Genomic DNA, 19900 nt, shown 5'->3' with positions numbered 1-19900 from the left:
ACCTCAGCAATGTCTAGTTTGAACGCAATATACTGAATGGATCAGTCGATTTGGCGTTACTTTTTTTGGTAGGTGAAGGTTTAGTAACAGGCTTAACTTTTGGTGGTCGTGGCGGTTTTTTTACGGCTGGTTTTTTCATAGGCTTCGATGCTTTTTTTACAGACACGTGGGGCTGAGGTTTTGATTTAGTACCTGATCTACCGCTACCGCTTCTAGGCTTGACGACTGGCGCTGGTGGTTTCGGCAAAGACTCATCGTAATTGAAACCATAGATATCACCATATATTTTACTTAAAGCGTACTGATACTCCTTCAAAAACGCTGCGTCCACTTCATCAGTGAGATAATCTGATTGCAGTTGGCTTTGGGAGACGATAGCGCTGCTATTTAGTAGTATTTTTTTTAGCTTAGCAGTGCTTTGACCCAAATCAATGGCTTCACTGGCTGCGTAAACAGCATAAGCATGATAGCCATTGTTAGAATAAATCTGCGCCAAAATCTCCCATGCTAGCGAGTCATTAGGATTACGAGATACTCTTTGATTCAAATCCGCGACCAGTTGATGCAGTTGCGGTGATTTTGCATCAGCATTTTTGAGTGCCGAAAATTGATTTATGATGCTAGAACCGGGGTCTTTTTCTTGTATGACAAGTTCACTATGGGCGGTAGTCATTGCTGAACCCATGATGAACAGACCTGTCAAAAACGCTTTGGATAGCGTAAAACTGACTCTAATATTGCTTCTGATACTGGTCATTGTAAGTCGGTGCTCGCCATTATTGGTGTGAGATAAATACATGTGCCTGCTCAAAATTATTTTAATTAGACGCGTTAACTAAAGTGGTGATATTGGTGAGCGTTTCATTCAGTGTTGCCTTATCACTACTATTCATCAAACTATTATCGTGATAAGCATCAATATTACTTTCCATCACTTTAACTGCTGAAAGCATGGCAAGCTGACGTGCATCAAGTCTTTCATTATCAACGCTTAGAGCCTCATTAGCCGCTCTCAATGCCCGTGCATAGCGTTTTGCGTCGTAGTTATTTTGGCAATAGTCATCCACGCTTCACTGCTAAGTTGATTGCCGTTTGACAAATAGGCAAGCGAAGGCTCACTCAACTGCTTCACTATCGGTTTGCTGACCGTGGTTTGTACATTTTTCTGAGCAGTGGTGCCACAACCCGCTGTCAATAAAGACGCGCTAAGTAAGACTGATAGCAGACCTGCGGTGGCAAGTTTAGTACGATAAATAGGATTCATAACAACAGGATCATCACTAAAAATATAAAAGGATAGATTTTTTAAAAGAAATAAATATAACTAAAGTTCATTAATCATAAAAAATCAATGAGGTTGATTATACATATACTTGACAATATTTCAATAAACTCTATACTTTTCTTAATAAATAATTTAGTAAATCACCCATTCAAGCCATTTTCTTGGTATAAAATACGCAGTAACGGTACCCTTCTTATGCCTTCTAACCAATCGTCTACATAATTACCGTTCATACTGCTAATCCAACGATAAACACCTTTTACCCTGTTTCGTTTTGCGGTGCAAGCGGCATTAATCAATCTGACAATATTGACATACTAGTGTTTAGTTATAATTTTATCGAATCGAACGCTTGTTTATCATTAATCAATGCTCCGATATGCTCAACCACGTTTTCCGCTGATCGTACCGCTAGCTGTCGTACTGGGCTGATACGCGGCATCCGTTATCAGCAATCTGATGGCGCGATGCACTTTTATACTTTAGAAGTTGTTAGCCCCGATTGGCAGTTGGCACAGTCGATACATACCCGCAGTTTTATCAATCAATCGACGCTCGATATTGTTACCCTCATCCTTAGTGATTACGATTTAAATTGGCAAATATCTGAGTCTCTTTTGTCATCAGATGATGAATCATCCGCACGTTTATCGGCACCTTTATCCATGCGTATACAGTCGGATGTCAGCGACTATGAATTTGTTACCGGTCTGCTCGCTGATATTGGTATATCGACTTTATGGGTGTCAGGGAATTCCGTTGAGCTTGGCACGTGGTGGTTGGTTGATGGTTTAGACACAGGCGAGCTCATACCGCTGACCTATAGTTATGCTCAGTCATCCGTACAATCAGGTCAAGATAGTGTCAATACGCTACAAATGAGGTCGCAGCAACTTGGCAGTGATAGGGTAATAGTACGAGCAGATGGGTTGGCGGCAGATACCATTTATGAAGGTCAAGCAGTAGATGTCACTGCTTGCGATAGATGACACACGGTATTAATTGGTGCACCCTCTCGCGTGAACAGCGAGGACGCCGCTACTTATATAGCAGAGCAATGGATATCTGCCAATCGCTGTCAGCGCGAAACTTATCAAGCGACGGGTGCCCTGCGTGGTCTGAGCGTCAGTAGTCCAGTGAGTATCAATAACCTACCCTCTATTGGTAGCTTATCCACGCATTGTATCGCGGTTACCTTAATCGGTATTGAGCCTGACAACGATAGCGTGTCATACCATCATCAAGTATTTATCAAACAGTGGTTACAGCGCACTGCTCAGCATATGCACTGTCATGCAATGAATCACAATCACTTTTCAATACCCGATCATGGCTTTGACATCGCTCGTGATACTGGGGTTTGGGTATCAGCGACGTTACTTGACGCTGCTATTCCTTATTGCCCTTATCCCAGTTCTTTATCCTTTGCCAGTAGCACTTACACGGGTCTCGCCCAAGCTCGTACTGGTGACACAGGTTTATCAGCTTCCCCCAGCTATGACTCAAGTGTCAGCACTGACAATCTACAGCAAACTATTACTACGTCTGTCTGGTCAGGTATCAGCCCTCATGATGATGGCACCACCCCCCGCCCTGCGCTCATTGCAGCTGTCATCGGGTAGCACTCATGGTTGGCAGTTTGCGCCAAGGCTGGGACAGTCGGTACTGCTTAATTACTGGTATGGCGATATTGACAGTCCTGTAATTAGCAGGTCGCTTTATGACGGTATCGGTATGGGCGATATCGATGACAAAGACATCACCACTCGTGATGCAGGCTTATCTAATCGACATAACTTACAAGGCGGCGCGTCCCCTAGGTGGCATGGTGGTGGTTTGGGTCATTCGCAAATTAATGAAGATGATACTCACAGTGGATGGATCTCTGGTATTGCTCAATATGGGCTGACGTCTGATTCTGAAGTGACCCTAAGCTTTGATGATACGCCCAACCAGATAGGAATGCAGTGGTCGGTGAATACAGGATCACGTGCCAATGCTGAGACCAACCACACACTTCTAGCGCCACCTTTGCCCCTGATGAGCACGTGCTTGAGCTTGGCGTACTGCGTCATCGTTATAGTAATCATCAATCATCAACCAGTGGTCAAGGGATTAATCTGGCAAGCGATCATGGCTTGCAAATCACTGGTGATACCGGTGTACTGCTATCCACCTTTGATATCAGACATAGTCAAAGCGAGCACGAGTCTGCTTGGGTCAATGATGCAGGACAGCGGCAATTAGGCTTAGGAGCTGAGCTGAGTGAGACCTTTCAAGAGACCAAGCAGGCACATTTGCAATCCACGACAGCCATGCAGACCGCCAATCAATCGATAAAAGCGTTTAAAACCAGCGCACAAATCATCGATGAGACATTAAATACGGAAGTATTGGGCGCAGCCGATGTCAGTTAGTCAGCAAAGACAGTATCTTAGCGGCAGCCAGCAATACGCTATGGACGGCGAAAACATAGTCAGGCAATCAGGTGCTACCCAGTCGGATGTGGTGGCGGGTAATTATACGCTGACGGCAAATACGATTGACTCACTCTCAGGCGTAGGTGGTCAAGCCGATCTGTCAGGACTGCATATCAGTGCCAATAGAGAGCCACTGGCAATACAGGCACAGGGCGGTGAGTTGCAATTGCACTCTCAGCAAGGTATGACGATTGGTAGTGAGTCAGGACAGGTAAATGTGTCGAGTCCTAAGCGGATTAAGCTGCAAACCTCAGCAGGAGCATCCATTACGATTGATGACAGCGGGATTAAGCTGGTATGTCCGGGGATGATTAAGATCAAAGCGGTGAAGAAAGGGCTGGTTGCGGGGGCGAACATTACACCAACACTGCCCTCGCTAGGTGGCTCAGAGGTTAAGTCTTATCTGACTTATGTTGCTAAGGACATGTTCGGTGAACCTATCGCTAATACTGAGTATCTATTATTTATGGAAGACGGTACGGTCAAAAGTGGTAAGACAAATGCGCAAGGTCGTACTGAGCAAGTAATCACTGATACCCCTGAAGAAGTCGGTATACATATCGTTGGTGACGAACACGAAGGGTTTGCATTAAGCTTTGAGGATGATGAGTAATGGGAAAAATAGCAGACGGCAGACCAAGAAGAAAAACTAGAGAGTTATCATTGTGGATTTTAAGACAAAATCTGAGCGGTGGAGGTGCGATTCCTATTAAAAAAGGAGAGGTATATATAGGTGATGATAATTTAAACAAAAGCTATGAAGTGCCTGCTAATGGTAAAATTAAAATACGCTTAAAAGAATGGGACGATATAGATAATATTAGCGTTGTAGATTTGCCTAATCAAAAAACCATTAAACTCAAAAGTTCAAGAAGCTCGAAGCCACATCTTAGAGACAGTAATAGTTATGGAACTGCTACTTATGATCGTATAGTTTTAGATGATGTCGCAGTACCGATGCGAGTTAACCTATGCTTTAGTAAAAGAAAATAAAAGTGGTACATCGACAGCATCAAGTATTGTCAATGGCTTAGAATATCAAATAGACTACGCGTCTAAAAAAGTAACTGGAAAAACGGCTCCTGTAGCAGAGCTAGGTTCTAATCTGTCATTTACTAAAGAGATACCATTAATACGCTCTACAGCATATCGGATATATTTTTTGGATAAAAATAGAAGACTCTATGACCCGCAATTAAAAGGAGAAAAACAAAAGCCTCTTATTTTGACTATAAAGTCGGATGAAAAGATAAGCAGTCCATTTATCAAAGGCTACCAGCTACAAACCTTTCTACAGTTCAAAGTAAAAGCTAAAAGTAGTAGTAATATTCCTAATGATGTAAAAGTCCAGCTAATTGATTATAAAAAAACAGTGGTCAAAACACTAAAGGTCGATCCTAAAACAGGTTTAACTGAGAAAATAAGTGCTGACTATAAAAGAACAGTACAAGTTTTAGTATCTGGTAATCCAGTAACAGCTAGGCTTGATGTTAAAGATTCACAAGGAGATGTTGTTCCATCACCTTGTGACTATCTTAGAACACTTACTATACCAACAATTAAGATACCTACAGCAGTAAACAAACCTAATCATGAAGCTATTTTAGCTGCCAATACCCGACTTCCTATCGTTTATGATCTTGAAAGTAGAGAGTTGTCTGTATTTAAAAGTAATGACTACAAAAACCTTGTTAAAAACCTAAGCAATGTCGATAAACTAATGGCAAAAGTGCACATGCATAGATCCCAAGTAGCAGACGCGCTCAAAGCTAGGGATGCTAGTATGCTAAAAACTGCAGAAGATGCAATGATAAAAGCAGAAGCAGACGCTCAAGATGAAATTGAGCAGGATTTTTCGACCATTGCTGATATGAAAGAAATATTCTTAGTCAAGACAGCCGTTGCCAGTGCGGACTCAAATGGAACCACTATTGAACGACGCTATGTGAGAAGAGATTATTTCGAAGATACAATCCAGCCAACACGTATCAATCAATCACAGACAGACATTCCTACTCCTGAAGGCGACCCTCCGCCACCAGACGAACCAAGTCTGCTATATGATCCAGCAGGCTTTGCTAAAGAAGCGCTTGCTGATAGGATTAAAGAGATATCTGCTTCAATTGAAGGTGAGATAGGTACTGAGGGGCAAAAAGACTTAAATGTTCTAGACTATCTACTACCTTCAGCGAATGAGATTAGTGGTCTCATTATTAAGTCTGATAAATACCAAGTAGATGGCGAGGCACAATGGCTACGAATGGTAGGTAGCGCTGGTGCCAACGGCTCAGCTAGTTGGAATCTTGAAGATAAGATAGGTATTGAAGGCGGCTTTAATGCAAATGGTAAGCTTATTCTATGTGAGGCGAGCATCTCTCCTATAATGGCGCTACCTTCATTAGAAGGGTGGCACTTAAAAGCCACTTTTGAAGATGGTATCAAAATAGATTTAGGCTCACTACGCTTGATAGTTTCTTGTGAGATTAGTGGATTTGCAGGCGTCAATATCGGGATAGAAGGTAGAAGGCTGGTAGTATAAAAATAAAAGACGGTGCACAAAAACTGGTCTCAGCCGCTCGTGATCCTAGGCAAACAATGATGAGTGCTTGGGATGCAAATAAAAACATGCCTGCTCTTAGCCTAGACTATAAAGGTATTAGTCATCCAACTAGTGATGATGAGATAGAGCAGTTACAAGAGAAGCATAACGTAAAAGGGTCTGCAGCTATCTCTGCATTTATCGGTGTAGAAGGAGGAATAGAGCCAAAGGGTGGTATAGAGTGGCTACCGCCAGAAGAAGAGGATTTTGTATCCTTTGCATCGATATCGGCAACTGTTGCAGGTAGCTACGGTATCGGAGGCTCTTTAGACTTTTATGTTTTCCTCGACGCTCGAGCAGGCAAATTTAAAATCAGAGCCAAAGCCGCTGCTTGCTTTGGGGCAGGAGGCAAGCTTGGATTCTTATTTGAGGTGGATGGCGGTCAGATCGAATCGTTTCTTAGGTGGACATTCTATCAGCTGGTCAATGCAGGCTTTCGTAAAGTCGTCCATATCCTAGAAGAGGCTTTTATCGCATTGACCCAGTTTTCTGTCATTTATTTAGGAAGTAACTCTAGTGTTTCTAAATCCCTAATAAATATTGGAACAAGATTCAGAGCTTTTTCTAATGCCTTAGATACTGATTCAAAGCGGCATGATCTAGCTATTGAGATTATGAAGGGTGAGAAAAAGCAAATGCTATTATGCGCTACGCCCAATGGTAAAGGCATACTAATTTATAATATCAGTCGCCATGGATGGTATAGTCATGCACTTAGCTGGCCTGACTTTGACTTTAGTATTTTTAGGGCTTAAGTATAAAACTGCTTACTGAACGCAAAAAAGCCATTATAAAGATATTTACTACAGTGACCACTTATCCTGAGTGGGACAATGTACTACAGCACATGAACAGGGACGGAGTGAAAGACTATCATTTGCAAGGTTTGAGTAGTCGCTCTAATAAAAGCTTTCGTCAAGAAAATGAAGCACACGTTCTACGGTTTTTAAGTTATGGTCTTAATAATATAGACACGCCCTTGCTCACACTATTAAATGATATCAAAGATAAAATCACTGAAAAAAATGATACTGGCAATACCTTTATAGATCAATATCTCAACATGCTAGGTGGACTCATTAAAAATTACTATCCTAAAGGCGAGCGTGTAGTCCTTAATACTGATCCTGCTTATGAGAAGTATCGTATGTTGGCTAAAGTCGATTATGTTAGTCCTAGATTTTATACAGCTAAAAACCCACAGCACTTTGATGCTAACATCTTAAATCCAAGGGATAAACCAGCTGATGGCATCTACCATGCTTAAGGGTTATTCAAGGTTAAGGACTATTTCGGTAAGAGGATATTAATAACACGATTAACTTATCGCTTGCTGGCTATTAGCGACACAGCGAGCTGAGGTAAAAGCATTCTGATTAGCATCTTGTGCTTCCTCTATCAACGGTGGATTAGGCAAGCGTTTTATTCGCATTAGAGTAATTGACCCATTGGCTTGTATGTTTTGTGCCGAACCCCATTCAGCGTTTACTGAGCGCAAAACTTTTTCAGTACCCGTGTCAGGGCCTTGGGGATTATGCTCAGGGCTGTTGGCATAGTAATCCTCGCTATACCAGTCATTCATCCATTCATTATTTTGATTGGTCATGTCATACAGACCCAAAGGATTAGGAGGATATAGTCCTACAATAGGTATAGCTAAATTAGTATTATATTTTCTTGAGAGTGCTGACTTCTCATCAAACGTCCATATATTGTGTCCACCATTTATTTTACCGTTATCGGTTGGAAATAATATATTTACCGCGATTGCGTGCGGCATATTCCCACTGCGCTTCGGTTGGTAGACTCATTGGAACCTCTAACTGTTGACCAAGCCATTGACAGTAGTGCTGTGCCGTTTGCCAGTTTACACCAGCAGCAGCATTAGATTGACGTAGCTCTATCGTAGTATCTTGCATACCAATTTTTTTTTGTTTAGTCGCCATACTATAGATATCAAAGTCACTATAAGTCGTTTTATAAGCATTCATACTAAAACTCTCAAGCGTCACCTTGTGCAGTGGTTTATTGTCACTTTCACTCCTGATAGGACCACCATCATTGATAGTCACTTTAGAACCGAAGTCGCCCATCTCATAGCTACCGCCTTCAATAAAGCGCATGTTCGCTTTTTGCTGCGTTAAGAAGTCATCTAGCTGCTGCTGTTCATCTGCCGTTAGATTGCTACGGGTTTGGGGGATACCATTACTATCAACCGAAGTCGCAGGATCTTTAGCACAGGCAGTCATAGTAAATAGCGGCAAAATAGACAAAAATAAAAATAAAGGCTTAAGCGTCATAATAAGCTACAGTGATATTTTGTTGTGAATTTAGAGGATTATATAATTTGCATGGATTGTCTAAGTGGAAATATTAAACTACTGTCGAGATAGATTGGGTTAATAAAAAGGATCAAAAACATCAGCCCAAATTATAATATCTGGTGTCATACCATCATCAAGTATTTATCAAGCAGTGGTTACAGCGCACTGCTCAGCATATGCACTGTCATGCAATGAATCACAATCACTTTTCAATACCCGATCATGGCTTTGACATCGCTCGTGATACTGGGGTTTGGGTATCAGCGACGTTACTTGACGCTGCTATTCCTTATTGCCCTTATCCCAGTTCTTTATCCTTTGCCAGTAGCACTTACACGGGTCTCGCCCAAGCTCGTACTGGTGACACAGGTTTATCAGCTTCCCCCAGCTATGACTCAAGTGTCAGCACTGACAATCTACAGCAAACTATTACTACGTCTGTCTGGTCAGGTATCAGCCCTCATGATGATGGCACCACCCCGCCCCTGCGCTCATTGCAGCTGTCATCGGGTAGCACTCATGGTTGGCAGTTTGCGCCAAGGCTGGGACAGTCGGTACTGCTTAATTACTGGTATGGCGATATTGACAGTCCTGTAATTAGCAGGTCGCTTTATGACGGTATCGGTATGGGCGATATCGATGACAAAGACATCACCACTCGTGATGCAGGCTTATCTAATCGACATAACTTACAAGGCGGCGCGTCCCCTAGGTGGCATGGTGGTGGTTTGGGTCATTCGCAAATTAATGAAGATGATACTCACAGTGGATGGATCTCTGGTATTGCTCAATATGGGCTGACGTCTGATTCTGAAGTGACCCTAAGCTTTGATGATACGCCCAACCAGATAGGAATGCAGTGGTCGGTGAATACAGGATCACGTGCCAATGCTGAGACACCAACCATCACTTCTAGCGCCACCTTTGCCCCTGATGAGCACGTGCTTGAGCTTGGCGTACTGCGTCATCGTTATAGTAATCATCAATCATCAACCAGTGGTCAAGGGATTAATCTGGCAAGCGATCATGGCTTGCAAATCACTGGTGATACCGGTGTACTGCTATCCACCTTTGATATCAGACATAGTCAAAGCGAGCACGAGTCTGCTTGGGTCAATGATGCAGGACAGCGGCAATTAGGCTTAGGAGCTGAGCTGAGTGAGACCTTTCAAGAGACCAAGCAGGCACATTTGCAATCCACGACAGCCATGCAGACCGCCAATCAATCGATAAAAGCGTTTAAAACCAGCGCACAAATCATCGATGAGACGCTAAATACGGAAGTATTGGGCGCTGCTGATGTGATGCTGGTCAGTAAAGACAGTATCTTAGCGTCAGCAAGTAATACCCTATGGACGGCGAAAACAATCGTCAGACAATCAGGCAGCACCCAGTCGGATGTGGTGGCATGCAATTATACGCTGACGGCAAATACGATTGACTCGCTCTCTGGGGTTGGTGGTCAAGTTGATCTATCAGGCTTACATATCAGCGCCAATAGAGAGCCACTGGCGGTACAGGCACAAGGCGGTGAGTTGCAATTGCACTCTCAGCAAGGTATGACGATTGGTAGCGCGTCAGGACAGGTGAATGTGTCGAGTCCTAAGCGGATCAAGCTGCAAACGTCAGCAGGAGCGTCGATTACGATCGATGACAGCGGGATTAAGCTGGTGTGTCCGGGGACGATTAAGATCAAAGCGGTGAAGAAGGGTTTGGTGGGTGGGGCAAGAGCTAATTATTCATTACCGATGATGCCTGAAACTGTTCCACTGTTTAGTAATAAGCTAGATGTTTATGATTTGTTTTATCAGCACAATTTTGAAGATATCGAGTTCCAGATGCTACGACCTGATGGGCAACTGATAGAAGGTGCATTAGATGAGCATGGACGTACCGCACCAGTTATTAGTGATAAAGAAGAAGAGGTTGAAGCCTATGTGGGCTTTAGAGATACCGACTGGGGCGTATCGTATATTTCTGAAGAGGAAGATGTGAATGATTTAGCTTTAGAGCAGGCTGACGACCTAGACTTAAACAAAGTCTTTGAAGCAATTGTAAAAGAGGAAGGCTTCTACAATCACATGTATCTTGATAGCGCCGAACCTAAAAGCCTTGTAACCGTAGGCTATGGCAAAATGCTGTCGTCTGCGGATGAAGCGACAAAATATCCTTTTTATATCGGAAATGTATCAGCAACCGATGTTCAAATAAAACAAGCGTGGCGTATAGTTTACAATTCGGTTCACGGTAGAAACAATAGTCGAGCATCTTATTTTGAATCTTTGACAACAATTCGTATGACAGAAGAAGATGCAAAAGCAATAACACTCGCTCATATTCAGGGTAATCTCGATTCTGCTCGAGAAGCATTTTCAGAGTTTGATAATTATCCAGTCCCAGCTCAAGAAGCTATTTTAGATATGGCTTATAACTTAGGGATATCTAGCACAGGTATTTCGAAATTTCCTAGTTTTAATAGACATCTTAAGAATAAAGATTTCGCATCTGCTGCTACTGAATCAAATAGACCACAATTCGTAATTCTAGAAATGTGCACGTAAGAGAGCTTTTATTGCTAGCCGATCAACAACAGAAATTGAGACAGTAAATGAAACCTTTTTTAATTTTGGTTGCCTCATCGTTTGTACTAGCTTTTGGATCAGGATGTATGAAAATACTACCTGATAGTATTGAGCCTATTCCTAATACTTTTACAAGCATAGAAGATTCTTTATCTTCAAATTTAGATAGTGGCAATTCAATCGAAAATACTTCTATTTATAATATTAATGAACTTACGGCAGGATTCATAAAACCAATAAAAAAAGATAATCAATTAACTTTTATTGACAAGTTCATTGATGGCGAATTCAAAGATATTGATTATTTAGACCGAAAGATTGAAATCAGCAATTGTAACGATCTAATAACCTATGATCTAAGAGAGACATCAAACATTGCAAATAGTGATCGAAATATATTATTAACAAGAAAAAGAGCTTGTATTCTAATCAAAGATATCACTAATGACTCAAATATTATTGCATTGAATGACAAATATAAAAATAGCAAATTTATACCTATAGCAGATAAGCATTTAAAAAAAATAGTAGATAGTATTCCTTCTAGAATTTCTGAAAATCGAAACGTCGACTGTTCTATTGATCAGTACGACAATGTTGCTTGTGTGGACGAATACGAGCCTAAAGAGTATTCCATGTATATTAATCAAGTAGCTATTCATAATAATAAAAACTACTACTTCATCACGGTCAATACCTCAGTACCAACTTACTATTACTTGACAACCATTGACGGTGATAAAGTAGATAGTCAGTGGATTTACTATTAATAATCTGATAGTAGTGCTACTGATTTAAAAAATTTATCCACTATAGATTTACTAATTAATTTTCTATAAAAAATCGCAGGAGTCTAATGCGTGAGTAATATAGTGCATTAAGTATAAAAATGTTATAAGATAAAACATCTCAACAGATATACTCAATTATCATGACTTACTCACTAGATTATCGCAAACAAGTTCTTAAAAGCTTAGCAGATGGCATGACCTTTGCCGAGGCAGCCTCTTTTTATGACATTAGTCCAACCACTATTCAAAAGTGGAAGAAACGGCTGCATAGTAAGAGCACTCGCAATGTTACGCCATCAAAAATACCGGATGATGCACTACGCAAAGACGTTGAGCGTTACCCTGATGACTATCACTATGAGAGAGCAAGACGGTTCAACTGTACTGCCCCAGCCATTTGTGAGGCTTTAAAACGCCTAGGCATCAGTCAAAAAAAAGACCTTAGAGCATCCAAAAGCATGTCCAATAAAAAGAGCGGCGTATCAGAGTAAGCTTGATAACTTTAAACAGCAAGGTTATCCCATTGTGTATATGGACGAAAGCGGTTTTGAAAGCCAGACCATTCGTCCTCATGGTTATGCACCGATAGGCAAACCCTGTATCGACAGCTACAACTGGCAAGGTAAAAAGCGAACCAACGTCATTGGGGCTCTATATGAAAAGATGCTATTTGCACTGGATTACTTTGAACACAACATTAACAGCGGCATATTCTACGATTGGTGCAAACACACCCTAATCCCAAGCCTTAAAACCAAATGCGTGATTGTCATGGATAACGCTCGGTTTCATAAAAGTAGACGTATCCAAAAATTACTGAACAGGCATGGTCATCGTATCCTATGGCTGCCGCCGTACAGCCCAGACTTGAACCCTATTGAGAAAAAATGGGCTCAAGTGAAGTTTCTACGCCAAGGGTGGATGGAAAATGACTTATCCAAATTATTTTATGATGTTTGTCCTAGACATAACACTTTTGTTTTGAACTGACTATACTAAAATTATAAAATTCAGAATAAAGTTTGTAGATTTGTATAAAATGCCACTGGAAGGCTTGTACCATATAGTAACGATAAATGGACGAACCGCTTGTTCAGGAACGTCTATAGCTGGAGGATATACGGTATGGATAACCAGACCAGCAGGTACACTCGTTAATATATCTATAAAAGATCCTCGTAATGGTTCAATGGTAAGTATCATAAAAGACCTTATCGTACCTATTAGGGAAATGACATTCGAAGCGCAAGCTCCTTTTGCAAAGCACAAATTTAAACTTAAAATGTTCGAAGGGTCTGCAGGAGACTTTAAGAAAAACTCACGAAGTTGAAGCTGAAGAAACTTTATCCTCTATTGCCAAAATATATGGAGTAAAGTGGCAGCAAATAGCCCAACTTAATAATTTAAAAGAGCCTTACAAAATACGACCAAAGGACTTTTTAAAATTACCACCCACAAAAGCAAGGCAAAAAACCTCCACAGATTCAAGTCCCCAAAATAGTTCTAAAGATGGTGACTTATCACTAAAAAATGAACATACCGTAGGAAAAAATGAAACCCTTTCAGGTATATCAGCAAGAAGTGGAGTATCGGTTGCAGATTTAAAACGACTCAATGGCATAACAGACCCTAAGAAACTAAAATCTGGGCAGACGATTAAGCTGCGTGATATTAGTTCAGCCCGCCCTTCTACTGCTGAACCGACAGCGAAGCCCTCGACTCCTCCAAATTCATCTAGTAACTCTAATTCTAATAGCCCTAATAATGAAGAAAAAGGACTGATCGATAGAGGGCAAGAAGCCCTTAAAGAAGCAGCTGACAGTCTTAAAGAAGGGTTTGAAGATTTCAATGATGCCGTTAGTGGTACTAAAGAGGGAGAATCAGCAGATAGTCCTCGTTCTTTTCCAAGTAAGCCAACCCAAAGAAAGAACAATGAAGAATCAGATAACTCTGACTCTGCTAATTCATCACAATCTAAGCAACCATCAAATCCTATTAAAACACAAGCAAGTGAAGATAGAGGTCAGACTGGAACGCCGAAGTTTGATGTGACCACGGATGGTTGCCCAAGATGTCAAACACTGACTCTTGATGAGCTGCATTTTATTTTTCACAGGACCCTGATACAGCGAAAAAATTAAAGATATGTATTGATGCCTTTAATAGTGTAAATTCAAATTTTCTGATGGATAACTGTTTAAATAAAGCTTTTTTCTTTGCTCACATAATGGAAGAAGTCGGAAATAAATTTAATATAAAAAATGGAGAAAGTTTAAATTATAGTTGGGAAAATCTGTATAGAACTGCAACTATTACGAGTAATGGCAAAAAACTTTTGAAAAGCCCATTTAAAGCTTTGAACCGCCCCGGGATTGTCGGAGACCTAATATTCTGAGAGAATACGACAATGAAAACACGACATTATACTCCTGAGATTAAAGAACGCGCCGTTCGCATGCTCATTGAAGCGGCAGGCGACTACCCCTCTACCTGGTCAGCGATTCAAGCCATCGCCCCTAAGATTGGCTGCACACCTGAGACCCTGCGATCCTGGCATAAAAAGCACATCGATCAAACTATTCCTGCCTCAGTACAAGCGCAAAGTGATAAAGAACGCATCAAAGAGCTTGAACGCGAGAATAAAGAACTTAAGCAAGCTAATGAAATCATCAGGAAGGCTGCGGCTTTTTTCGCCCAGGCGGAGCTCGACCGCTGACTAAAATCATGATTCACTTCATCGACGACAATAAACACCTTTATGGGGTCGAGCTGATCTGTAGAGTCCTACCGATTGCCCCGTCAACTTATTATCGTGTTCAAGCCTTAAGCGACAACCCACACAAGCGTTCACTGCGCAGTCAGCATGACGCCTATTACATCGGTGAGATTAAACGTATTTGGCGGGACAGCAAGTGCCGTTACGGTGCGCGCAAAGTCTGGCAGCAGATGAAAGCTGACGGGTTAAAGGTTGCTCGGTGTACCGTAGAGCGTTTAATGAAGCAGTATGGTATGCAAGGTGTCTGGCGTGGCAAAAGCAAGATTACCACCAACAGCCGTGACGACCAAAGCGCGCTGATGACCTAGTCAATCGTAACTTTAATGCACGTCAACCCAATCAGCTTTGGGTAGCTGACTTCACCTATATAAAAACAACTAGCGGCTGGGTATATACCGCTTTATTATTGATGTATTTGCTCGCGCTATTGTGGGCTGGAAAGTATCTAATCGCATGAATACCGATATGGTTATGGCTGCGCTAAATCAGGCGATAGCAGATAGGAACCATCCCAAAGATGTGATTCATCACAGCGATCGAGGGGTTCAGTACTTATCCATTCGCTATACTGACAAAATGTGTGACTCTGGTATCATCGCTTCTGTCGGCACGACTGGTGATTCATACGATAATGCACTGGCTGAAACGGTCAATGGACTCTATAAATCTGAGGTAATTGACTATTTAAAGGAGAACTGGACTGGTATCAATGATGTTGAACTGGCAACCCTTGAATGGGTGGATTGGTTTAATAAAATACGACTGCATAGCACGATTGGTTATGTGTCACCCTTTGAGTTTGAAAAGCGGTATTATGATAATTTAATCCTGTCAGGCATGGCTGCCTGACTCAAGTAAATCACTCTCCGATATAGTCGGGGCGGTTCAGTTTACAGATCCGTATATATTGACAGAGGGAAAGCTTGATTATACCGATAACGAGGACGTAGCCCATCCCAATAATTATTATCCAAGGGAAGGAATAAGAACCGTATTGTTTGAGTCTGGTAGTAAAAAAATACAATCCTATTATAAAAATAATTTGCCAACAGGGACTTGGATTGAGTATTTTGAAAATGGACAAAAAAAGAGTGAAGATACTTACAAAGATGGGGTTTTGCATGGTATATCTAAGAAATGGAATGAGCAAGGTGACCTAACAGGTGAATGCACTTATGACCATGGTGTCAAAAATGGTCGCTGTTATTCAAAATTCACGTTATATCCTAATATCTATCACTCTGACAGTAAATATAAGAATGGTAAAAGATTTGGTATTTCTAAATCATGGAATATAGATGGTACCATTGAAGAATTCATATTTAATGGGCCACTATCTCTGCAGGAAATCGAAAAGGATTTGACAAAAAATCAGTTTAAAATATTTACTCTTGATGTTACTGCAGATGGCATAGATGATTTAGTGATTAGTCGTATCAATGATAATGCTAATCTATATCAAGGTGACGAACTTTATGTTCTTATTGGAGACAAAGGTGGTAAATACAATTGAGCTTGAGTACGTCAAATTATGCCAGCGATGGAGGTTACTTTTTATACGATATATTACCTCGACCGAACTATAATGGTTTTATTCTTGGCACATATTTTTCAAGTAAAGGTCAACCAAACATTATTACTTTTACCTTTAAAAATAAAGATTGGTATGTTTCAACCACTACGATGGGAGGGTCTATGCCTAGTGGAGAATATTATTGTATTGATAATAATCAAAAACACATAAAAGAATATACTAATAGTATGCCGCCTGCTGATGATACTAAGCCCTGTACCCCACCACCCACCAAGTACGTCGTCACGTCAGATAAGGCAGAAATATTGTCTGACACCTTTGAATCTAGATCACCACCAAATTACTATATCCAAAAAGATACTATTGAAGCTATTGATCAAAATGAAGACTGGGTACAAGTATCTTATAAAAATGGTACTAAATTTGGTTGGATCGATAAGCGTGATTTGACGCCTATACCAAACTAACTCGAGGCAAAGACATTCATTACAAGCTTTACCGATGATAGTAGCTAGAAAAGCTAATAAAAAAACCAAAAAAATCCGACTGCATTAAGCGATCGGATTTTTAATATTTGGTGGAGAGGTAATCATCCCAACCATAAGACACTTATCAAATAGAATTAAGCTGTATGGTTTAGTTTCTGTATTGGCGTAAAGCCACCATTGCCCATGCTCGGGCGCTCATAATTGCATTTGATCTTTAATAGTTCGATGTCATAGTGGCACGCCTTTCTGGCCCTTGTATTGATAGGTCATTGCTACGCTGTGGACTTTATTATCTTACAATTACTTATGGTAGGTTGTAGTGCTTAACTGTGGATAGTCGCTCAATCCTCTTTTCTGGTTTTACCCTAGCTGCTTCTGCATTGGACTCTGCCCAAGCTGCGTATGCTTTAGCCCTAGCTATTTTCTCTTCTGCCCTAACTGCTTTTTCTGCTGCCCTAGCAGATTCTACTTTTGCAATGGCTGCGTTCGCTTTTGCAATGGCTACGTCTGCTTTCGCAATGGCTTCTGCCCTAGCTACTTTTTCTGCTGCGTGTGCTTTTGTGTATGCTTCTACACTAGGTTGTTTGGCTGCAGCCATGGCATATTCATTATGGGCATTTGCTACTCCAAAGTAAAAACAGTCAAAGTTATTACACCTGATAGAAATGTAAATAATTGGTTTAATGCTTTCATTGTATTGTTTACTCTCAGTTTTATTCAAATGTACCTACAATACACGATGTCTAAATCATTAGGCAAGCTTGCTTCCTCCTACTTCATCAAACGTTAAAAAGTCCTTAAAGTTGAATAAAATACTTCTCCTTTATAGCCTATATTTTATAGGGTATTAATAAAGGCGTTTTGACTGTATAGCTTACGTGTTAAAGTATTAAAGAAAACGTAATGATCGAAAATCCTAGCGCCTTGATTTGCTCTAAGATCACCATTACTTACTGGTGGCTTTAATGAAAAATACTTACAAAATCCTCCTTCTGGAAACAAACCCACACCTTATCATAATAGTAAGCTTATACTTGATCCAAGATTTCCTGAGGGATGAGAAATGAAAAAAAATATTTATAGGATTTTACTGACAATATTATCTATTACATTAGCAGGTTGCAGTAATGCGGAGAATAAAAATCAATCAGTGCTACCTCAGACTAATAAAGAAGATATTTTTTTAGATAAACCAAAAATGCAATCATCAAAAACATCCGAACCTCAATTAAAATGCGCACAGTTTAATCTAGATATAGTGTGCATTAAGTATAAAAATGTTATAAGATAAAACATCTCAACAGATATACTCAATTATCATGACTTACTCACTAGATTATCGCAAACAAGTTCTTAAAAGCTTAGCAGATGGCATGACCTTTGCCGAGGCAGCCTCTTTTTATGATTAGTCCAACCACTATTCAAAAGTGGAAGAAACGGCTGCATAGTAAGAGCACTCGCAATGTTACGCCATCAAAAATACCGGATGATGCACTACGCAAAGACGTTGAGCGTTACCCTGATGACTATCACTATGAGAGAGCAAGACGGTTCAACTGTACTGCCCCAGCCATTTGTGAGGCTTTAAAACGCCTAGGCATCAGTCAAAAAAAAGACCTTAGAGCATCCAAAAGCATGTCCAATAAAAAGAGCGGCGTATCAGAGTAAGCTTGATAACTTTAAACAGCAAGGTTATCCCATTGTGTATATGGACGAAAGCGGTTTTGAAAGCCAGACCATTCGTCCTCATGGTTATGCACCGATAGGCAAACCCTGTATCGACAGCTACAACTGGCAAGGTAAAAAGCGAACCAACGTCATTGGGGCTCTATATGAAAAGATGCTATTTGCACTGGATTACTTTGAACACAACATTAACAGCGGCATATTCTACGATTGGTGCAAACACACCCTAATCCCAAGCCTTAAAACCAAATGCGTGATTGTCATGGATAACGCTCGGTTTCATAAAAGTAGACGTATCCAAAAATTACTGAACAGGCATGGTCATCGTATCCTATGGCTGCCGCCGTACAGCCCAGACTTGAACCCTATTGAGAAAAAATGGGCTCAAGTGAAGTTTCTACGCCAAGGGTGGATGGAAAATGACTTATCCAAATTATTTTATGATGTTTGTCCTAGACATAACACTTTTGTTTTGAACTGACTATAATACTGTATGTACCTACTGGAAAAACTCTGAGAAATTTAAGGAAGAGATAAAAATCCAAGAATATGAAATTTACCCTTCGCTTATAGAAGTCCATGAATTATCTCCGACTGAATATAATTTTTTTACAACTACAAATATGTATTATAAAAACAAGAGTTATGAGGCTAATATTTTTCCAAATTCTAGAGTCCAACTATCAAATGGAAATGAAGTTATCAACTTAATCTGTAATAAAGATAGTTGTTCTAAGCCATTTTTATGGGGTTTTGCTACAGAGTCAACTATAAGAGATAATCCTAAATTAGCTGATGCGATGATGACTAAGATATCATTTATATATACCAAAAACTATAAAAGCTATCTTAATAAAATTAGCAAGCAGTCAATTAAAGACAAATTAGCTGTGAAAGTTTATTTTGAAAACCCAAATCTAGATGACTCAGACTATGTCATTAGATTTGTGAATAAAGAATCGCCACTTAAGAATGCGATTCAAGAATACTTAAACGGTCTAACACCAGAGGAGAAAAAGCTAGGGTTTGAGTCTAGTAATTTCGGCAATGAAAATTTTACAGTGAAAATTGAGAACCACATCGCTAAGATTCATTTTACTGCTAATGACTTAACTAAAGATTTGAGATCGCCACAGCAAGTGATCGATTTTACAATGGCTATCACTTTAACAGCCGAGCAATTTGATGCTGTTAATGATGCACAGATTTGCGTCAATAATACTTATAATTACGAAATAACTTTTTTTGCTAATGAAGAATCAGTTGATTGTCCCTTTTAACTTTTATTTCAACTATCTACATTTAAAATTAAACCAAAAAAAAATCCGACCACATTAAGTGATCGGATTTTTAAT

25 protein-coding genes, 2 pseudogenes and 1 other annotated feature are annotated in these 19900 nt (G+C 40.4%); of the genes and pseudogenes, 20 read left to right on the top strand and 7 right to left on the bottom strand.

The annotated features are described in order from the left end of the window. Positions 1-13: 13 nt before the first annotated feature. From G7Y90_RS09230 to G7Y90_RS09220, 3 genes are read right to left on the bottom strand one after another with little or no spacing between them, the layout of a single operon-like run. Positions 14-799 carry a tetratricopeptide repeat protein gene (locus G7Y90_RS09230; protein ID WP_250162238.1) on the bottom strand — a complete coding sequence of 262 codons (786 nt, stop codon included), beginning with the start codon at positions 797-799 and terminating at the stop codon, positions 14-16. A gap of 19 nt (positions 800-818) precedes the next feature. Continuing rightward, positions 819-1016: a hypothetical protein gene (locus G7Y90_RS09225; protein WP_250162237.1), complete on the bottom strand. Its 198-nt coding sequence runs from the start codon at positions 1014-1016 to the stop codon at positions 819-821. Next, positions 1013-1264, bottom strand: coding sequence for a hypothetical protein (locus tag G7Y90_RS09220; RefSeq protein ID WP_250162236.1), 252 nt, complete (start codon positions 1262-1264; stop codon positions 1013-1015). The genes G7Y90_RS09225 and G7Y90_RS09220 overlap by 4 nt, the downstream gene beginning before the upstream one ends. Before the next feature lie 341 nt (positions 1265-1605). On the opposite strand from G7Y90_RS09220, the gene G7Y90_RS09215 reads away from it, so the two are divergent. From G7Y90_RS09215 to G7Y90_RS19015, 3 genes are all read left to right on the top strand, one after another. Continuing rightward, positions 1606-2274 (top strand): contractile injection system protein, VgrG/Pvc8 family, encoded by a 669-nt coding sequence (locus G7Y90_RS09215; RefSeq protein WP_250162235.1) that lies wholly within the window; start codon positions 1606-1608, stop codon positions 2272-2274. A 30-nt stretch (positions 2275-2304) separates the two neighbouring features. After that, positions 2305-2907: a hypothetical protein gene (locus G7Y90_RS09210; RefSeq protein WP_250162234.1), complete on the top strand. Its 603-nt coding sequence runs from the start codon at positions 2305-2307 to the stop codon at positions 2905-2907. A gap of 98 nt (positions 2908-3005) precedes the next feature. After that, complete coding sequence (locus G7Y90_RS19015; RefSeq protein ID WP_502937345.1) at positions 3006-3194, top strand: hypothetical protein; 189 nt, start codon at positions 3006-3008, stop codon at positions 3192-3194. On the opposite strand, the gene G7Y90_RS19010 is transcribed toward G7Y90_RS19015, so the two are convergent. Then, entirely contained in the window at positions 3181-3333 is a 153-nt protein-coding gene (locus tag G7Y90_RS19010; protein ID WP_502937344.1) for a hypothetical protein, read from the bottom strand. The genes G7Y90_RS19015 and G7Y90_RS19010 overlap by 14 nt on opposite strands. Here G7Y90_RS19010 and G7Y90_RS19005 point away from each other — a divergent pair. The 6 genes and pseudogenes from G7Y90_RS19005 to G7Y90_RS09180 all read left to right on the top strand — a co-directional run. Next, positions 3334-3438: pseudogene (locus G7Y90_RS19005) on the top strand (hypothetical protein); the annotation flags it as partial. Between the two features lie 253 nt (positions 3439-3691). Next, positions 3692-4378 (top strand): DUF2345 domain-containing protein, encoded by a 687-nt coding sequence (locus G7Y90_RS09200; RefSeq protein WP_250162232.1) that lies wholly within the window; start codon positions 3692-3694, stop codon positions 4376-4378. Further along, complete coding sequence (locus G7Y90_RS09195) at positions 4378-4758, top strand: hypothetical protein (RefSeq protein ID WP_250162231.1); 381 nt, start codon at positions 4378-4380, stop codon at positions 4756-4758. Before G7Y90_RS09200 ends, G7Y90_RS09195 begins: the two co-directional genes overlap by 1 nt. After that, positions 4706-6304 (top strand): hypothetical protein, encoded by a 1599-nt coding sequence (locus G7Y90_RS09190; protein ID WP_250162230.1) that lies wholly within the window; start codon positions 4706-4708, stop codon positions 6302-6304. The genes G7Y90_RS09195 and G7Y90_RS09190 overlap by 53 nt, the downstream gene beginning before the upstream one ends. Before the next feature lie 56 nt (positions 6305-6360). After that, on the top strand, positions 6361-7119 hold the full coding sequence (locus G7Y90_RS09185; protein ID WP_250162229.1) for a hypothetical protein: 759 nt from the start codon (positions 6361-6363) through the stop codon (positions 7117-7119). A 53-nt stretch (positions 7120-7172) separates the two neighbouring features. Beyond that, complete coding sequence (locus G7Y90_RS09180) at positions 7173-7631, top strand: hypothetical protein (RefSeq protein ID WP_250162228.1); 459 nt, start codon at positions 7173-7175, stop codon at positions 7629-7631. Between the two features lie 51 nt (positions 7632-7682). Here G7Y90_RS09180 and G7Y90_RS17890 read toward each other — a convergent pair whose 3' ends face one another. Then, positions 7683-8144, bottom strand: coding sequence for a formylglycine-generating enzyme family protein (locus G7Y90_RS17890; protein WP_284143711.1), 462 nt, complete (start codon positions 8142-8144; stop codon positions 7683-7685). Further along, positions 8101-8664 carry a formylglycine-generating enzyme family protein gene (locus G7Y90_RS17885; RefSeq protein WP_284143710.1) on the bottom strand — a complete coding sequence of 188 codons (564 nt, stop codon included), beginning with the start codon at positions 8662-8664 and terminating at the stop codon, positions 8101-8103. The genes G7Y90_RS17890 and G7Y90_RS17885 overlap by 44 nt, the downstream gene beginning before the upstream one ends. Positions 8665-8807: 143 nt before the next feature. Here G7Y90_RS17885 and G7Y90_RS09170 point away from each other — a divergent pair, with 143 nt between their 5' ends. The 8 genes and pseudogenes from G7Y90_RS09170 (at position 8808) to G7Y90_RS09135 (ending at position 16838) form a co-directional block, all read left to right on the top strand. Next, positions 8808-11249 (top strand): DUF2345 domain-containing protein, encoded by a 2442-nt coding sequence (locus G7Y90_RS09170; RefSeq protein WP_250162227.1) that lies wholly within the window; start codon positions 8808-8810, stop codon positions 11247-11249. Positions 11250-11296: 47 nt separating this feature from the next. Further along, on the top strand, positions 11297-12040 hold the full coding sequence (locus tag G7Y90_RS09165; protein ID WP_201553631.1) for a hypothetical protein: 744 nt from the start codon (positions 11297-11299) through the stop codon (positions 12038-12040). Between the two features lie 161 nt (positions 12041-12201). After that, complete coding sequence (locus G7Y90_RS09160; RefSeq protein WP_201541006.1) at positions 12202-12552, top strand: IS630 transposase-related protein; 351 nt, start codon at positions 12202-12204, stop codon at positions 12550-12552. Continuing rightward, positions 12527-13051 (top strand): IS630 family transposase, encoded by a 525-nt coding sequence (locus G7Y90_RS09155; RefSeq protein WP_201541007.1) that lies wholly within the window; start codon positions 12527-12529, stop codon positions 13049-13051. The genes G7Y90_RS09160 and G7Y90_RS09155 overlap by 26 nt, the downstream gene beginning before the upstream one ends. Positions 13052-13317: 266 nt before the next feature. Beyond that, the gene (locus G7Y90_RS09150; protein WP_250162226.1) at positions 13318-14202 is read left to right on the top strand and encodes a LysM peptidoglycan-binding domain-containing protein; all 885 of its coding nucleotides are present in this window, start codon (positions 13318-13320) and stop codon (positions 14200-14202) included. 266 nt (positions 14203-14468) lie between these two features. After that, positions 14469-15686 (top strand): annotated as a pseudogene (locus G7Y90_RS09145) (IS3 family transposase). After that, positions 14744-14860 (top strand) — a sequence feature (AL1L pseudoknot). (Overlaps the previous pseudogene by 117 nt.) Positions 15687-15831: 145 nt before the next feature. Continuing rightward, positions 15832-16350, top strand: a complete 519-nt coding sequence (locus G7Y90_RS09140; RefSeq protein WP_250162225.1) for a toxin-antitoxin system YwqK family antitoxin — start codon at positions 15832-15834, stop codon at positions 16348-16350. Next, positions 16347-16838, top strand: a complete 492-nt coding sequence (locus G7Y90_RS09135; protein ID WP_250162224.1) for a GW dipeptide domain-containing protein — start codon at positions 16347-16349, stop codon at positions 16836-16838. The genes G7Y90_RS09140 and G7Y90_RS09135 overlap by 4 nt, the downstream gene beginning before the upstream one ends. Positions 16839-17163: 325 nt before the next feature. Here the strand turns inward: G7Y90_RS09135 and G7Y90_RS09130 are convergent, their stop codons facing one another. Further along, positions 17164-17580 carry a hypothetical protein gene (locus G7Y90_RS09130; protein ID WP_250162223.1) on the bottom strand — a complete coding sequence of 139 codons (417 nt, stop codon included), beginning with the start codon at positions 17578-17580 and terminating at the stop codon, positions 17164-17166. 680 nt (positions 17581-18260) lie between these two features. Between G7Y90_RS09130 and G7Y90_RS09125 the strand changes: the two genes are divergently transcribed. The 3 genes from G7Y90_RS09125 (at position 18261) to G7Y90_RS09115 (ending at position 19825) form a co-directional block, all read left to right on the top strand. Next, positions 18261-18527 (top strand): IS630 transposase-related protein, encoded by a 267-nt coding sequence (locus tag G7Y90_RS09125; protein WP_349773331.1) that lies wholly within the window; start codon positions 18261-18263, stop codon positions 18525-18527. Continuing rightward, the gene (locus G7Y90_RS09120; RefSeq protein WP_201541007.1) at positions 18502-19026 is read left to right on the top strand and encodes an IS630 family transposase; all 525 of its coding nucleotides are present in this window, start codon (positions 18502-18504) and stop codon (positions 19024-19026) included. The genes G7Y90_RS09125 and G7Y90_RS09120 overlap by 26 nt, the downstream gene beginning before the upstream one ends. 142 nt (positions 19027-19168) lie before the next feature. Next, positions 19169-19825: a GerMN domain-containing protein gene (locus tag G7Y90_RS09115; RefSeq protein ID WP_250162222.1), complete on the top strand. Its 657-nt coding sequence runs from the start codon at positions 19169-19171 to the stop codon at positions 19823-19825. Positions 19826-19900: the final 75 nt, after the last annotated feature.

It is taken from the genome of Psychrobacter sp. WY6, from assembly GCF_018448495.1.
GTDB lineage: Bacteria > Pseudomonadota > Gammaproteobacteria > Pseudomonadales > Moraxellaceae > Psychrobacter.
The sequence above is the reverse complement of the archived record's forward strand: the minus strand, read 5'-3'. Positions and strand labels throughout refer to the sequence as shown.

Excerpts from the sequence above, each read along its gene's own strand:
- G7Y90_RS09160 (WP_201541006.1), top strand. The coding sequence starts at position 12,202 with ATGACTTACTCACTAGATTATCGCAAACAAGTTCTTAAAAGCTTAGCA.
- G7Y90_RS19015 (WP_502937345.1), top strand. The coding sequence starts at position 3,006 with ATGACGGTATCGGTATGGGCGATATCGATGACAAAGACATCACCACTC.
- G7Y90_RS09185 (WP_250162229.1), top strand. The coding sequence starts at position 6,361 with ATGATGAGTGCTTGGGATGCAAATAAAAACATGCCTGCTCTTAGCCTA.
- G7Y90_RS09125 (WP_349773331.1), top strand. The coding sequence starts at position 18,261 with ATGATTAGTCCAACCACTATTCAAAAGTGGAAGAAACGGCTGCATAGT.
- G7Y90_RS09220 (WP_250162236.1), bottom strand. The coding sequence starts at position 1,264 with ATGAATCCTATTTATCGTACTAAACTTGCCACCGCAGGTCTGCTATCA.
- G7Y90_RS17885 (WP_284143710.1), bottom strand. The coding sequence starts at position 8,664 with ATGACGCTTAAGCCTTTATTTTTATTTTTGTCTATTTTGCCGCTATTT.
- G7Y90_RS09115 (WP_250162222.1), top strand. The coding sequence starts at position 19,169 with ATGTATTATAAAAACAAGAGTTATGAGGCTAATATTTTTCCAAATTCT.
- G7Y90_RS09230 (WP_250162238.1), bottom strand. The coding sequence starts at position 799 with ATGTATTTATCTCACACCAATAATGGCGAGCACCGACTTACAATGACC.
- G7Y90_RS09190 (WP_250162230.1), top strand. The coding sequence starts at position 4,706 with ATGATGTCGCAGTACCGATGCGAGTTAACCTATGCTTTAGTAAAAGAA.
- G7Y90_RS09200 (WP_250162232.1), top strand. The coding sequence starts at position 3,692 with ATGTCAGTTAGTCAGCAAAGACAGTATCTTAGCGGCAGCCAGCAATAC.
- G7Y90_RS09165 (WP_201553631.1), top strand. The coding sequence starts at position 11,297 with ATGAAACCTTTTTTAATTTTGGTTGCCTCATCGTTTGTACTAGCTTTT.
- G7Y90_RS09195 (WP_250162231.1), top strand. The coding sequence starts at position 4,378 with ATGGGAAAAATAGCAGACGGCAGACCAAGAAGAAAAACTAGAGAGTTA.
- G7Y90_RS17890 (WP_284143711.1), bottom strand. The coding sequence starts at position 8,144 with ATGCCGCACGCAATCGCGGTAAATATATTATTTCCAACCGATAACGGT.